The organism is Gillisia lutea (genome assembly GCF_021568705.1).
GTDB lineage: Bacteria > Bacteroidota > Bacteroidia > Flavobacteriales > Flavobacteriaceae > Gillisia > Gillisia lutea.
The window spans coordinates 129,596-144,507 of record NZ_JAKGTH010000007.1 but is presented as its reverse complement, the minus strand read 5'-3'; the positions used below and the strand labels follow the sequence as shown (position 1 = coordinate 144,507).

The 14,912-nt window shown below is 36.0% G+C and carries 10 protein-coding genes and 1 tRNA gene; 6 read left to right on the top strand and 5 right to left on the bottom strand.

Annotated features, from left to right (window positions below; genetic code table 11):
• Nucleotides 1–37 precede the first annotated feature (37 nt).
• Nucleotides 38–502, bottom strand: a complete 465-nt coding sequence (locus L1I30_RS05085) for a hypothetical protein (protein WP_236133180.1) — start codon at nucleotides 500–502, stop codon at nucleotides 38–40.
• Between the two features lie 62 nt (nucleotides 503–564).
• On the opposite strand from L1I30_RS05085, the gene L1I30_RS05080 reads away from it, so the two are divergent.
• A complete protein-coding gene (locus tag L1I30_RS05080) occupies nucleotides 565–1,245 on the top strand; it encodes a YDG/SRA domain-containing protein (RefSeq protein WP_236133179.1) in 681 nt (226 codons plus the stop codon).
• 191 nt (nucleotides 1,246–1,436) lie between these two features.
• Nucleotides 1,437–3,479 (top strand): DUF262 domain-containing protein, encoded by a 2,043-nt coding sequence (locus L1I30_RS05075; RefSeq protein ID WP_236133178.1) that lies wholly within the window; start codon nucleotides 1,437–1,439, stop codon nucleotides 3,477–3,479.
• A gap of 139 nt (nucleotides 3,480–3,618) precedes the next feature.
• On the opposite strand, the gene L1I30_RS05070 is transcribed toward L1I30_RS05075, so the two are convergent.
• Nucleotides 3,619–3,703, bottom strand: a tRNA-Ser gene (locus tag L1I30_RS05070).
• Nucleotides 3,704–3,947: 244 nt separating this feature from the next.
• Here L1I30_RS05070 and L1I30_RS05065 point away from each other — a divergent pair.
• The gene (locus tag L1I30_RS05065) at nucleotides 3,948–4,955 is read left to right on the top strand and encodes a M28 family metallopeptidase (protein ID WP_236133177.1); all 1,008 of its coding nucleotides are present in this window, start codon (nucleotides 3,948–3,950) and stop codon (nucleotides 4,953–4,955) included.
• Between the two features lie 69 nt (nucleotides 4,956–5,024).
• Here L1I30_RS05065 and L1I30_RS05060 read toward each other — a convergent pair whose 3' ends face one another.
• Entirely contained in the window at nucleotides 5,025–6,401 is a 1,377-nt protein-coding gene (locus L1I30_RS05060) for a pyridoxal phosphate-dependent decarboxylase family protein (protein ID WP_236133584.1), read from the bottom strand.
• A 1-nt stretch (nucleotide 6,402) separates the two neighbouring features.
• Entirely contained in the window at nucleotides 6,403–8,019 is a 1,617-nt protein-coding gene (bshC, locus tag L1I30_RS05055; protein WP_236133176.1) for a bacillithiol biosynthesis cysteine-adding enzyme BshC, read from the bottom strand.
• Nucleotides 8,020–8,134: 115 nt separating this feature from the next.
• Here bshC and L1I30_RS05050 point away from each other — a divergent pair, with 115 nt between their 5' ends.
• From L1I30_RS05050 to L1I30_RS05040, 3 genes are read left to right on the top strand one after another with little or no spacing between them, the layout of a single operon-like run.
• On the top strand, nucleotides 8,135–10,633 hold the full coding sequence (locus L1I30_RS05050; RefSeq protein ID WP_236133175.1) for a M14 family metallopeptidase: 2,499 nt from the start codon (nucleotides 8,135–8,137) through the stop codon (nucleotides 10,631–10,633).
• A 39-nt stretch (nucleotides 10,634–10,672) separates the two neighbouring features.
• Complete coding sequence (locus L1I30_RS05045) at nucleotides 10,673–13,486, top strand: M16 family metallopeptidase (RefSeq protein WP_236133174.1); 2,814 nt, start codon at nucleotides 10,673–10,675, stop codon at nucleotides 13,484–13,486.
• On the top strand, nucleotides 13,476–14,507 hold the full coding sequence (locus L1I30_RS05040) for a hypothetical protein (RefSeq protein ID WP_236133173.1): 1,032 nt from the start codon (nucleotides 13,476–13,478) through the stop codon (nucleotides 14,505–14,507). Before L1I30_RS05045 ends, L1I30_RS05040 begins: the two co-directional genes overlap by 11 nt.
• Here L1I30_RS05040 and L1I30_RS05035 read toward each other — a convergent pair.
• Entirely contained in the window at nucleotides 14,485–14,895 is a 411-nt protein-coding gene (locus tag L1I30_RS05035; protein WP_236133172.1) for a YcxB family protein, read from the bottom strand. The two genes, L1I30_RS05040 and L1I30_RS05035, sit on opposite strands and share 23 nt — an antisense overlap.
• Between the last annotated feature and the right edge of the window lie 17 nt (nucleotides 14,896–14,912).

The window sequence follows — 14,912 nt, the reverse complement described above, 5'->3', positions numbered from 1 at the left end:
GACATTGTAAATATTGATTGGCACGTCCGGTTTTATATCAAATTTCAATTATCTGAGTTCCATTTTCAAATACATGGTCAATGCTCTCAACATAGAAAAGACCCGAAAGCAAACGAGCCTTGATAAACGGTATATCAATATTCTCTCCTACTCTAGGTACTTGAGACAGGTATTTCAAGTTCATCTCGAAATGATCGTCACGATCTGAAAAACAAATACGATAACATGTTTTTTCAAAAGAGAGGTTTTCTCCAGTTTTTGAAAATAATAAATCATGAATCTCCTTTAACATCTTTTTCACCTTGGAAAATTTAATGCCGGTATCTCTACTTATTGAAGTCATCGTAGGAAATTGAATATTTAAATCTTCATCAAAATAATCATGAGCACATAGTATTTCGGTAGCATCCTTGTACTTTGGATATTTAACAATCAGATATTGTAATTGATCCTGTAAATACAATAAATCTATCACCGCAGATTTATATGAAAAGTTTTCCATATTTAATCAAATTTAATATTTAATTAAAATACTTATTTTTAGACTAATACAAATTAATTCTCATGGGTAATATCACTTTCGGCAATCCGGATAATATAAAAGAAGGTTCAGTATTTAGTAACCGATACCAATTAATAGAAGCTGGTTTACACAGGTCATCTGTAAGAGGTATAGATAGTAATGCATCCGACGGTGCAGCGGCGATAGTAATGTCTGGAGGATATGAAGACGATTATGACTTAGGTGATGAAATACTTTATACTGGAGAAGGTGGTAACGATACCACAAGTGGTAAACAAGTGGCTCATCAGCACTGGGATTCACCAGGAAACGCCGGATTATTGAAAAGTTTAAAATCTCAATATCCTGTTAGAGTAATTAGAGGTTGGAAACATGCTTCTAAATTTTCGCCTAAGGAAGGTTATAAATTTGATGGCCTTTTTTACTTTACACATTCAGAAATTGTAACCGGTAAGAGTGGATATAAAATATGCCATTTTACTTTAAATAAAATTGGATCAGATATTCAAGGACCTGAAAAGGTCCAAATTGGAAACTTAGTACTACTCAAGTCAAATGGCAAAGCTGAAAAATGGTTTTCAATTGGTGTAGAAGCAGAAACTGCTCAATCGATTAATTCGGAAAGTAAAATGGCAGAGTTACTTCTTGGTAAAAAGCTATATGACAAAATTGATTTTGGTCCTGGGTTTGAAATTTTGGAGATAAGGAAGTATTTGGCCTAAATTTCTACTTATTTACTAATGAATTTCAAATAATATTTCCTTTATGAGATAAAAATAAATTAGTTTTTGGAAAAGAATAAAATTAACTTCCCATCCAAATTAACCTCGGCTTATAAACTTCTATCCCTACAAATATCATGAGCCTCAACTAAATTATTTCTTAAATATTAATTTCTCCAACCAAAAATTTAATGATTGATAGTTTTACCCTAAAGCAAATTGCTGACTGGCAACTAGATTTTTCAAATTCCAAAGTAAATTTACCCAGCGTTCAAAGAGGTTTTGTTTGGAAATTAAAACAAATAGAAGATTTATGGGATTCTATTTTAAGGGGCTATCCGATAGGTTCCTTCTTACTTTCGAAAACTGGAAATGAATATTATTTAATGGATGGTCAGCAAAGAGCCACATCGATTTTTTTAGGTCATTTTAACCCATATCATAAATCAAATACCACAAAATCTTGGAGTATCAGAGAAAATCTGCCCATGGTATGGATTGACTTAAAGCCACAGCAAGTTTCTTATTCAAGTAAATATTTAATTAGGGTGACCACAAACTCTCACCCCTGGGGATTTCAAGCTTCTAAAAATGATTCTAGGTTAACTGTATCTGACAGAAGGAAGGCTCTGGATTTGTTTTTAAGACATCCAGATAATAAAGGAGGATATACGACATTTGGAAATTCCACAGTTTACCCTTATGATAGCTATTATCCCCTCCCCTTGTGCTTTTTTTTAGAATCGCAAAATGTCGAAGAAATAATTTCTAAAGCGGACAAATATCTACCTTTTTATTTCTCAACAAAGCATGGAGATTTCGAAACCAAAGCAGAGTTCATTCACCTTTTAAATAATCAATTAAATCAGGAAATAAATGAAATTAGGCAAGTAGTTCAAGAAAGCTTGAAAATTACAATTCATTCTAATATTATAACAGAACAGGTTTTAAAAGAAGAAAATGAAACTAAAGATCCAACATTATTTGTTAGAATCAATTCGTCCGGAACTAGTCTTACTGGTGATGATTTAATTTATTCCATTTATAAAGCAATATTTCCTGAGTCAAAAAATTTGATTGAGGATATTGGCTTTAATTTTATTACTCCACCAAAAGTACTCTCTCATGTATCTCGTATGGTGGCATCAGAACTTGATGAAAACAATTATGTGAAGAAAATGAACGTACGAGATTTTCAAAGAAGATTGAAAAATGATCATTTTAGAAATAAACTAAACATATTAATTCAAAACAAAACCTTTAAAAAATTATTTGCTAATGGTTTTAATATCCTTTCCTTAAAAAACAATACTCAATTTAAAGGTGTGATGCCGCCAGTCATCATAAAACAGTTTGTAAGAAAAAATCAGGATTTATTTCTCTTTTTTATTTTTTGGTTACATAAGAACGAAACAAGTATAAATGAAAAATTAGAAATAAAAATAGTTGCGAAACTGTTTACTTGTTCATGGTTTGGATATGATAATAGTAGGGAGTTATGGAATGATAAGGTTTTGGAACCAAAATTTTGGGAAGAACCATTAGATGATTTAATGAGTTGGGACAGTAAAGACTTACTATTCCTAATAGATCCAGAGATTTTATATCTATACTATTTGCAACCTGAAGTTGAAAAAGCTTTTAACAAAGATCAACCAGGCAAGTGGAATATACAGGAAAACAAAATTGGTACTCGGATTACCAAGTTTTACCAAAATAAATTAGATGAAAATCAATCTGATTCTATTTCTGCAAACGAAAAATTCGAAAAATTTATAAGTAAACTTAGAGGAAATAAAGATTTAATATTATTTGCTCAGCGCGATTATATCAATTCCACGTTTAGCGATTATAATCAGATGAATGAAATTGATGATACGAATGTTCCTTGGGATTGGGATCATATTTATCCTAGTGAATGGGTTTATAGGAAAAGTAAGTGTAATAGGAGCATTAAAGATTGGAATAATTGTAATGGAAATTTCAGAGCAATTTCATTAGAATTAAATCGAAGTAGAGGAAACCTTCAATCACCAAAAGATATTAAAGAAAAGAAAGAGCAAAAATTTTCATTCATTTTACAATCAGATTGGAAGTATTGGCAGAAAATAGATGGTCGAATTTGGGATGATAATACTTCGAATCATTTCCATGCTATAACAACTCGTATGATAAATATTTATGAAAAATTCTGGAATGACTTAAAACTATATGAAGTCCTAGAATCAGACTAAAAATCTCAGTATACATCTAAACTACATTAATAGAAAGTAAAACTAGAGAATGCTATTTTCTTCGGCACAAATCACGGCCAAACAAGACATAAAAAAAACCGTAAACGCTTATAAATAAGTTGTTTACGGTTTTGTGTTGCGGAGAAAGAGGGATTCGAACCCCCGGAGGTGTGACCCTCAACAGTTTTCAAGACTGCCGCATTCGACCACTCTGCCATTTCTCCTGAGTGCCTCATCAAGTATTCCTTGAATGCGGGTGCAAATATAGAAAGCTTTTTGTATTACAAGAAATAAAATTGCGCTTTTTTTCATTTTTTTTCTGCAGTATAATTTCAGCTGAACTAAATCTACTCAATATCAAATAAATAGCATACTTCGCCCCACAATAGTTTTCTTCAAACTAAATTAAACATCCCATTTACTCCGAAATCTCGTATCTTGGGTCAATTATTAAACTATTATTTATCTATGAAAAAAGTTCTTTTATGCGCGCTAACCTTAAACTTAATAAGCTGTGGCGCTCATCAACCAAAAAATGTTGAAAATGCAGATGTTATGGATTTTGCCACCACCATCAATGCAGATGAATTGAAGGATCACCTTTATATCTTTGCCAGTGATGAATTTGAAGGTCGTGAGACTGGCGAACCGGGACAAAAGAAAGCTGCAGAATATCTTAAAACCGAATATAAAAAATTAGGAATTCCTTCTCCCCTGGGAGGCGATGATTACTATCAGGAAGTTCCTTCCTCTGCCTTCAGAGGGAGTGTAAAAGAATCGGAAAACGTATTAGCTTTTATTGAAGGGAGTGAATTTCCGAACGAGATCTTAGTAATTTCCTCTCATTACGATCATGTGGGAATGGATGACCAGGGAAACATATTTAATGGTGCCGATGATGATGGGTCTGGAACTGTAGCGGTATTGGAAATTGCTGAAGCTTTTATGACTGCTAAAGAAAAAGGATACGGACCAAAACGCTCCATTCTATTTTTAAACGTAACTGGAGAAGAAAAAGGTTTGATTGGTTCAAAATTCTATACCGATAATCCTGTATTCCCTTTAACTGAAACAGTGGCCAACCTGAATATTGATATGATTGGTCGTACAGATATTGCTCACGAAGCTGATGGCAACTATGTTTACCTTATTGGAAGTGATAAGCTAAGTACAGAGTTACATAATTTGAGTGAAGAAGTAAATGCCAAATATGTGAACCTAGCTTTAGATTACACCTATAATGACGAAAATGATCCCAACCGTTTTTATTACAGAAGTGACCATTATAACTTCGCTAAGAACAACATTCCAATCATTTTCTATTTTAATGGAGTTCACGCCGATTATCATAAAATGACAGATACTCCCGATAAGATTCGCTATGATCTATTAGAGAAACGTGCGAGATTGGTGTTCTTGACCGCCTGGGAAGTTGCAAATAGAGCAGAACGCCCTTTTGTGGATAAAGCAGAGTAAAACGCCTTACCATAGTATAAAAAAACTCCCGAAATTCTCGGGAGTTTTTTGTTATTCAAACTATTATTATTATTCCATAGTATCCAGTATCATATCGATATCTTCTTCGGTGGTATCGGGGTTGATGAAACAAAATCTTGAAATGGTCTCATACTCCCCATTGGTCATCCATTTTGTAGGAGTTACCAATGCAATTCCCGCGTTATGATTTCTATAGGTCCAATCTCTATAATCTTCCGGGGTCCATCCCTTTCTTTTATATAACACAACCGATAAACTTGATGGCCTCACAAGCTCTAAATACGGTCTATCTTCAATCTTTTTTGCAGCTATTTTAGCCAACTCAATACCTCGTTCTATAGAATCTCTGTATTTTTCGGTTCCGTGCATCGCTAAAGAGAACCATAAAGGCATCCCTCTTAGTCTTCTTGTAAGTTGAATTTGATAATCGGCTGGATTAAAACCTTGAGCACCTTCATCTTTGAAGATCTCCAGATAAGAACCTTTTTGAGAATGTGCATTTTTTGCCATTTCCAGATCCTTATAGATCACCGCTCCGCAATCATAAGGAGAAAAAAGCCATTTATGCGGGTCGATAGTAATACTATCTGCTTTTTCTATTCCATTGAACAAATGTCTTACTGATGGGGCAGCAAGTGCACCACCTCCATAAGCGCAATCTACATGGAACCAAACTTTTTCAGTCTCACACACCTCAGCAATAGAAGCCAGATCATCAATAATTCCGGCATTGGTGGTACCACCTGTAGCTACTACTGCAAAAAGGCATTTTCTATCGGCAGCAGACAACTTAGCTATTGCTGCTTTCAACTCTTTCCCGGTAAGGTTTTCTCCTTCACAAGTAATAATTTGAATATCTGCATCCATCACTTTTGCCATAGCCTGGATTGAACTATGCGCTCCATCGGAAGTTAGTAACAATCCTTTTTCTGCAATATGAGATACGTCTTTATTTCTCCATTCTTCTCTTGCCGCAACTAAAGCAGAAAGATTTGCTGCAGTTCCTCCACTGGTAAATACTCCAAAAGCGCCTTCCGGTAGGCCGGTAAGTGAAACCAACCATTTCATGGCCTGATTCTCGCAGAAGATCCCTCCTGCTCCTTCCATCCAGTAGGCACCATGAATACTAGAAGCCGATGTTACAAGATCGAACATGATTGCGGCTCTTGTGGGTGCTGCTGGTACAAATGCCAAATGCCTTGGATGATCTATTGGTACTGTAGCTTTCACTAGGACATCTCTAAACATCTTAAAGGCATTCTCTCCACCAATTCCTTTTGGGGTGACAGTTTCCCCCACCATCTTCAATAATTCCTCTTCTTTTTTAGGAGAACCAAGCTCCGGGGTGATATTTGAGATACGATCTATGGTATATTTCATGACATCTAAGGTCATTTCCACCAGATCCATATCTATAGTATGCATTTTATTTTTCTCCAAAAGTCAAAATTTTAAATTGTAATTCTAAAGGGTTTAGTTTTTCTATTAAGGAAGGAATTAAAGCTTCTCCATATTCCAAATACATTTCTGAAAAATTGGTCTGCCTCTCTTGCAGACTCTTATTCGGGAACAACTCATTTTGTAAATTGGTTATTCTGGAAACCTCATCTTTCAGTTTTCGTTTCTGGGCTTTTAAAAGTCGTTTCTCTAAATGCTCCAATCCTTTAAGCTGCTTTACCTCCTGTGCTTTTACAGCTCCAAGAAAGGACTCATCTGTTTTTTCAGCTAATTCGTACAAACTCTGAAATTGATCTTTCAAATATTTCTTCTGAGGGCTAAAATCTATATCGATATTTGATATTTTTCTAACCTTTCTATTTATAAGTTCATGTTGTTTCAAAAATAATTCAGCATGAGAAATATCCAGTTTTTCACGCTTCTCATTCTGTTTTGCTGTTTCGATCAATGCAGAATTCCTGAGCATTAAAATAGGGAAAGTTACTCCTGCCTTTTCGAACAATTCTTTTAGCTCAAACCAATAGGCCAATTCTCCACCACCTCCTATATAACACAAATTTGGCAGGATGACCTCTTGATATAAAGGGCGCATCATCACGTTAGGACTAAATCGTTCTGGGTGACCTTCCAATTCCTCTAGTACTTCTTCTCTAGACCATTCTATTTGTGTAGTATTCACATAGAATTTTCCATCCTGTTCAAGAATCCGCTCTCGTAAGCCATCGTTCAAATAGAACATATTGATTTCCCTGGGATTCACCTGCACTCCATATCCCAGATCTTCTAATTTAGAAGCCAGCGATGTCGTAGTATTAAAAGAAAGTTGCTCCAACAGGTCTTTTTGTACATAAGGAGCAAATTGCTGTTTCAAAGCTACATCCTGACCATTAACGATCACCAGTCCATAATCTTTAAACAGTTCGTTTGCTAGATATCTGGTGGCATCGGTTAAATTAGGATGCTCTAAATAAGCACTTTTGAATAGTCCTTTTAATTTTTCGGCGGTCTTCCCTCCTCCTATCTCTGCTGAAAAAAGCTCGAACACATCTTCTAAACCTTCAGTTTTAAGCTCTCCCACCGCAGTTTTTCCCGCTTCTTTTTCACTGCTGTTCCACTTGAATTTCTTTCCATTCAAATTGAAATAATTGATCTCTTCAAAATCATGATCCTCGGTAGCCATCCAATACACAGGCACAGAATGTGAATGTGGATATTTTTTATTCAATTCGGAAGCCAAGTTAATGGCGGAAACAATCTTGTATAAAAAGTATAACGGACCGGTAAATAAATTGAGCTGATGCCCGGTAGTTACCGTAAATGTATTTTCATTTGCTAGGGAATCAATATTATTTGCAACTGTATCAGAAACATTAATTCCGGAATATTGTCTTTTTAAAGCAGCTACCAGAACAGTTCTTTTTTCAACAGTAAAAGAAGACTTTTTTTCTGCAGTCTGAGCTTCAAAATTCTCTAACACAGGAAATCTATGATAGAAGGATTTTAACTCCTCTTTTTGTTCGATATAATCGGTAATTAGATTGGAAAAATAATTGGTTTCTTTATAGGAAAGACAGTCTGTTGGCATATAATTTCTATTAAAACACAAAGATACCGAAGATACGCATTTTATGCCCTAAATTTTAGTTAATTCAGGGTGGTGTGCTATCTTTACTATATTAATCTTGGTTTTAAAATTAATAATGAAAAAAATTACCTTTCTTTTTATTGTTTTCTTTCTTCTAATAGAAACAACATTTTCCCAAAATATTCAATCTCCTTCAGATTTTTTAGGTTACGAATTAGGAACACGATTTACCCGCCACGCCAATGTTGTGCGCTATTTTGAGTATGTTGCTGAGAATTCACCATTGGTAAACTATCAATCCTATGGTGAAACTAATGAAAACCGGCCACTTACTTATGCTATTGTTTCTTCAGAAGAAAATATGCAGAATTTAGAAGATATCAGAAAGGATCATTTAAAGACCGCGGGGTTATTGGAAAATTCTACCAATTCCACTTTACAAAAAGCTATTGTTTGGTTAAGTTATAATGTGCATGGTAATGAAGCCTCCAGTACCGAAGCAGCTATGCAAACACTTTATGAACTTGTAACTGCAAATAAAAATTACTTGGAGAATACGGTAATAATTATGGATCCATGTGTGAATCCTGATGGTCGTGACCGTTATGTTAACTGGTACAATCAGGTAAAATCGTCTCCTTATAATACTGCTCAAATTGCTTCAGAGCATAATGAACCTTGGCCCGGAGGAAGACCGAATCATTATTTATTCGACCTTAACAGGGATTGGGCTTGGGCTACGCAGGTAGAAACTCGTCAGCGATTAAAAGTCTACAATACTTGGATGCCGCAGATCCACGTCGATTTCCATGAGCAAGGCATTAACGATCCATATTATTTCGCCCCTGCGGCAGAACCATTTCATGAAATCATTACTCCTTTTCAACGTGATTTTCAAAAAGAAATCGGTAAGAATCATGCAAAGTATTTTGATGAAAATGGTTGGCTATATTTCACTGGAGAGCGTTTTGATCTATTATATCCAAGCTATGGAGATACGTATCCCACATATATGGGAGCTATTGGAATGACCTACGAGCAAGCAGGAAATGGAGATGCTGGCTTAGGCATTAATACCAACGAAGGCTTTGAGCTTACTTTAAAAGACAGGCTTGCTCATCATACCACCACCGGGATTTCTACCGTAGAAATCGCCTCTAAAAATGTTGAAAAATTAAGAACAGAATTCAAAAAATTCTTCAATAACAGTAGCAGCGATTCAAAAAGTTATGCCGTTAATGGCAGCCCAGATAAAATAGGCGCACTAAAGAGATTGTTAGACTTCCACGAGATAACTTATTCTACCTCAAAAAACCCTAAAATAAAAGGCTACAATTATACCGCTAACAACAACAGTGGCTTAGACGCATCTGAAAATACGCTGGTTATAAACAGCGATCAGCCTAAAGGAAAGATGATAAAGGTGCTATTTGAACCTGCTGCCAGACTTGTAGATTCTTTAACCTATGATATCACCGCATGGAGCATTCCTTACGCATACGGTCTGGATGCTGTAGCTAGCGACAAACCTATTTCAGAAAAAGCTATTTCCTCTACCACAGTACCGGCTAATACAGCTACCCCAAAAGCGGCCGGTTATATTTCAAAATGGGATAGTATGGAAGATGCAAAATTCCTTGCTGCTCTTTTAAAAGATAATTTCAAAGTACGATTCACTCAGACAGCCTTTGAAAATGCAAAGGAAAAATTTACTCCTGGAAGTTTAGTGATTACTAAAAGTGATAATAAGAATTTTCAAGATTTTGACGAGAAATTAGTAGCACTCGCCAATGAATATGGCCGCCAACTGCATTCGGCTAGCAGTAGTTTTGCCACTAGCGGACCGGATTTTGGTTCTTCAGAGATCAAGATCATTAATAAACCCAGAATAGGAGTATTACGAGGAAATGGCACCTCTTCTCTGAACTTTGGAGAAATCTGGTACTTTTTTGAACAAGAACTCAATTACCATGTCACCACAATTGATACCGATTATTTTAATGAAAAAGCTCTTTCTAATTTAGATGTAATAGTACTTCCTTCTGGATATTACAGTCGTATTTTAAGCGATGATAGCCTCCGCGAATTGAAAGATTGGGTAAGAAATGGAGGGAAAGTAATTGCTATTGGAAATGCTATCTCCAGTTTCGCAGGAAAAGATGGATTCAATTTGAAGGAAAACAAGCCGGACACTAAGGAAGACACTTCAAAAAATTCAAGCTTGATTCCCTATAATCAACGGGAACGAGAAGATATAAAAGAACTTATTACCGGCAGTATTATAAAAACTAAAGTAGACAACACTCACCCCCTGGCTTTTGGCTATAATAATTCCTATTACAGTTTGAAACTTAGCAATGACAGCTATAGTTATTTAACGGAAGGTTATAATGTGGCTTATCTAGAAGAGACGCCGGAAGTTGTTTCCGGATTTGCAGGAAGTAAGGCTATAAAAAATATCAAAAATTCTATGATATTTGGCGAAGAACCTATGGGAAGAGGGAGTTTTGTATACTTGGTAGATAACCCTTTGTTTAGGGCATTTTGGGAAAACGGGAAACTCTTCTTTGTAAATTCCATCTTCTTTGTCAATAATGACGATTATAAAATGTAACTCATCAATCTTTAATACCCTTATCAAATTATTTTTTTTATGAAATATATTAGATCGCTATTTTTCTTTTTCTTGATAAGCACCTTATCAGTTTCAGCACAAGAGAAGAACAAAAATTTCAACGTAGATTTTGAAACCTTCACTCTTGAAAATGGCCTGCGTGTTATTTTACATATAGATAGATCAGATCCCGTCGTAGCAGTTGCTCTTACCAGTCATGTAGGTTCTGCTCGCGAGAAGGAAGGAAGAACCGGCTTTGCTCATCTATTTGAGCACTTGTTATTCCTAGAATCGGAAAATCTCGGCAAAGGCGGACTCGATAAAATGAGTTCTCGTATTGGAGGTTCTGGCGCTAACGGCTCTACCAGTAGAGACAGAACCAATTATTTCCAGACCGTACCTAATGATGCCCTGGAGAAAATGATCTGGGCAGAGGCCGATAAATTAGGTTTCTTCATTAATACAGTTACCGAACCTATACTTGCAAAAGAAAAGCAGGTTGTAAAAAATGAAAAAAGGCAAAGCGTAGATAACCGTCCTTATGGGCATACCTTTTATGTTATAGATCAAAACCTGTATCCGCAAGGACATCCCTATAGCTGGCAAGTAATTGGTTCTTTGGAGGATCTTCAAAATGCCACACTGCAAGATGTGAAAGATTTTTATAATACCTGGTATGTGCCAAATAATGTGACTCTTACAATAGCAGGCGATTTTGATGTAGCTCAGGCCAAAGACTGGGTTCATAAATACTTTGATGAGATTAAACCCGGAAAAGAAATTGCTGTTTTAGAAAAGAAACCGGTAACCTTGAAAGCTTCAAAAAATCTCTATTTTGAAGATAACTTTGCGAATTTACCAGAACTCACCCTTACCTGGCCCTCTGTATATTCCTATCATGAAGATTCATACGCGTTAGAGATATTGGCAAAATATCTTTCTGAAGGAAAGAACGCGCCTTTGTATAAAAAACTTGTAGTTGAAAAGGAATTGACCGATGCCGTAGACATGTTCGATTATACTTCGGAACTAGCAGGACAATTCATGTTACAAATTCGTGCTTATGATAAGACCGATCTTGATAAAGTAAAATCTGCCATCGATGAAGCATTTCAGCAATTTGCAAAAGATGGAATTCCTGAAAAAGACTTAAAAAGGATTAAAGCCGGACAGGAAACTGAATTTTACAACAGTATTTCCAGCGTTCTTGGGAAAGGTTTTCAGTTGGCGCAATACCAGATATTTGCTAACGATCCAAATGAGATCAACAAAAATGTAGAAAAAATTTTTGAGGTTTCCTCTAAAGATGTTATGCGTGTATTCAAAAAATACATTCTGAACAAACCTTATATCGCTACCAGTTTTGTTCCTAAGGGTCAGCCAGAACTGGCTTTAGAGAATTCTGTACCTGCTGAAGTTGTAGAAGAAAAGATTGTAGAAGGAGCTGAAGATGAATTTGACACGTCTGCTGAAGTGGCCTACCAGAAAACACCTTCCAGTTTCGATAGATCTACAGAGCCTCCTTATTGGGGTACTCCAGAGTTAAAAACGCCTGAGGTCTGGCAAGCTAACCTTCCTTCAGGTCTAAAGATTTATGGAATTACTTCTAAGGAAGTGCCCTTAGTGCAATTCAGTTTAGAGATGAAAGGTGGGCTACTTTTAGAAGATCCAAACAAAGTAGGAGTTTCTAATTTGTTAGCGAATTTAATGACCAAAGGTACCGCTAAAAAAACACCGCAGGAATTAGAAGAGGCCATAGAACTTTTAGGCTCCAGCATTGAAGTGACCGCTACCGATGAAAAAATAATTATAAGTGGAAGCAGCCTGAGCAGAAATTATGAAAAGACGATGGATCTAGTACGAGAGATTTTATTAGAACCGCGATGGGATGAAACTGAGTTTAAATTGGCTAAACAAAAGGTAAGCAGTCAAATTCAGCAACAAAATGCAAATCCGAATAGTATTGCCACCAGCGAGTTCAAAAAGTTGATCTATGGCAATACTCATATTCTCTCTCACGACAATCTGGGTACCGAAAACTCCATTGAAAAGATAAGCCTCCAAGACCTTAAAGACTATTATCGCCTTAACCTATCTCCTATGCAGGCTAGCTTTTCTATAGTTGGCTATATAGATAGAAAGGCTACGACTTCTTCACTTAAGGCAATTTCTGCGAACTGGAAACCGGTTAATGTATTATTTCCCGATCTACCTACACCACAAGCCCCGAAAAGTTCGCAGGTGTATTTTTACGATGTGCCTGGAGCAAAACAATCGGTTCTTATGATTGGAGCACCCGCTTTAAAAGCAACTGACAAAGATTTTTATCCTGCAGAGGTGATGAATTACCGTTTAGGTGGAGGTGGATTTGCTTCCCAGCTCACTCAGCAGTTACGCGAAGGAAAAGGTTATACGTACGGGATAAGATCTAAATTCACCGGCAGTAATTTAGTAGGGCAATTTGTGATCTCCAGCGGAGTGCGCTCTAACATTACTTATGATGCCTTAAGCCTTATTAAAGAAATTTTAACCGAATATCCTGTGAATTTTGATAGTCAGGATCTTGAAGTCACCAAAAGTTTTATGATAAAAAGCAATGCCCGAAAGTTTGAAACTCTGAATTCAAAACTAAATATGCTTTCGGATATAAGTAACTATAATTTGGAGGCCGACTTCATCAAACAACGAGAAGAGACCGTTAACAAAATGACTATTGAAGACATTAAAGAACTGGCCAACACCTACATAAATCCAGAGAGGATATACTATTTAATAGTAGGAGATGCTGCCACCCAGCTCCAAAAGTTAGAGGGTCTAGGTTTTGGAAAACCTATCCTGTTGAATGAAGAATAGTTTTAGAAATTTTATTGAACTACCCGGCACCTATCTTTTTTTACTGACGCAGGTATGGAAACAGAACGTATTCAATAAAAAGTATCTTTTACCGGAAATCGGGTTATTTGAACCGTCTAATGACGGGAGTGTATCCAAAGAGGATATTAAAAAAATAACCGATTATTACGCATTGGGAGTCTCCGCAGTACTGGGGACTTCCTTTTGTGTTTTAAGAGGAAGCAAAATGAAGCTTCCCGAACGAAAAAGCTTAAGTTACTTAGGGGGCATCTCCGGTTTACTGGATGATCTTTTTGATGATACCACAAAAGAGGCCAGTAATTTGGAGGAACTCATCTTAAAGCCTAAAGAGATGCATCCAAATACCACTCATGAAGCATTACTCCTGCAATTGTATACGAAAGGGCTACAGTATGTCTCATGTTCAAAAAAAGTTCAGCAACAGGCTTTAAATGTCTTTAGTGCTCAGAAGGAAAGCTTAAAGCAGAAAGATGCTTCAATTTTCACTTCAGAATTGAAAAAACTCACGTTAAAGAAAGGAGGAACTTCTTTTTTGTATTACAGATATTGTCTTGAGAACTCCCCTAATGAGGCAGAAGAAAAACTGATCTATCATCTTGGCGGACTCATGCAATTGGGAAATGATATTTTTGATGTTTGGAAGGATCATCAAGATAAGATCACTACTCTAGCAACTAACACTAGTAATATTCAAGAATTGAGAAACTACTTCCATTCTCAATTGAATAAAACGTTTGAGTTAGCAGCATTTTGCGACTATCCGTCAAAAAATCGTGAAAAATTCTTAAGAATAATAAGCTTGGGCATTGCCCGTGTATTTGTTGGTCTCGACCAATTTGAAAGACTTCAACATTTAAGCAAAGGTGAATTTTGCATTGAAAAATTTAGTAGAAGAGAACTTATTTGTGATATGCAGAAACCGAAAAACCAGTTAAAGGCTATTCAATATTATTTCAAAATATTAAATGAGAACCACATTAGGCTGCCTCGGGCGAAGTAAATCTTTCTTTAAGAGTTTCAATATCTTCTTCACTAAAACCCTTTAGCTCAACCATGGTTCCTGCAGCAGCGCCCGATTTAATGATAAGATTATTTTTAGTGATCGTAATGCTATCTATTTCTTCGAAGGGATACCTTAGTTGCTCCACCCCTGCTTGACCAATTTCCAAAACATGATCATCCCATTTCACATAATCTTGATTACGACCTCTCTTAATGTTATAAATATGAAAAATTATATATCCTAATGAGAGCATTAAATATAACACTCCTAAGAATTTATTTTCTTCTGTAAAAAAATAACCAACACCCACAAAACCCCATAGTATTGCGAAAACTAAATTGTAATATTTCCTTCCGGGGTGAGACTTTTTAATTATTTGCGGCATAGATTACACATTGACTT

Coding starts and splice junctions, on each gene's coding strand:
- L1I30_RS05085 (WP_236133180.1), bottom strand. CDS start 502: ATGGAAAACTTTTCATATAAATCTGCGGTGATAGATTTATTGTATTTA.
- L1I30_RS05080 (WP_236133179.1), top strand. CDS start 565: ATGGGTAATATCACTTTCGGCAATCCGGATAATATAAAAGAAGGTTCA.
- L1I30_RS05075 (WP_236133178.1), top strand. CDS start 1,437: ATGATTGATAGTTTTACCCTAAAGCAAATTGCTGACTGGCAACTAGAT.
- L1I30_RS05065 (WP_236133177.1), top strand. CDS start 3,948: ATGAAAAAAGTTCTTTTATGCGCGCTAACCTTAAACTTAATAAGCTGT.
- L1I30_RS05060 (WP_236133584.1), bottom strand. CDS start 6,401: ATGCATACTATAGATATGGATCTGGTGGAAATGACCTTAGATGTCATG.
- bshC (WP_236133176.1), bottom strand. CDS start 8,019: ATGCCAACAGACTGTCTTTCCTATAAAGAAACCAATTATTTTTCCAAT.
- L1I30_RS05050 (WP_236133175.1), top strand. CDS start 8,135: ATGAAAAAAATTACCTTTCTTTTTATTGTTTTCTTTCTTCTAATAGAA.
- L1I30_RS05045 (WP_236133174.1), top strand. CDS start 10,673: ATGAAATATATTAGATCGCTATTTTTCTTTTTCTTGATAAGCACCTTA.
- L1I30_RS05040 (WP_236133173.1), top strand. CDS start 13,476: ATGAAGAATAGTTTTAGAAATTTTATTGAACTACCCGGCACCTATCTT.
- L1I30_RS05035 (WP_236133172.1), bottom strand. CDS start 14,895: ATGCCGCAAATAATTAAAAAGTCTCACCCCGGAAGGAAATATTACAAT.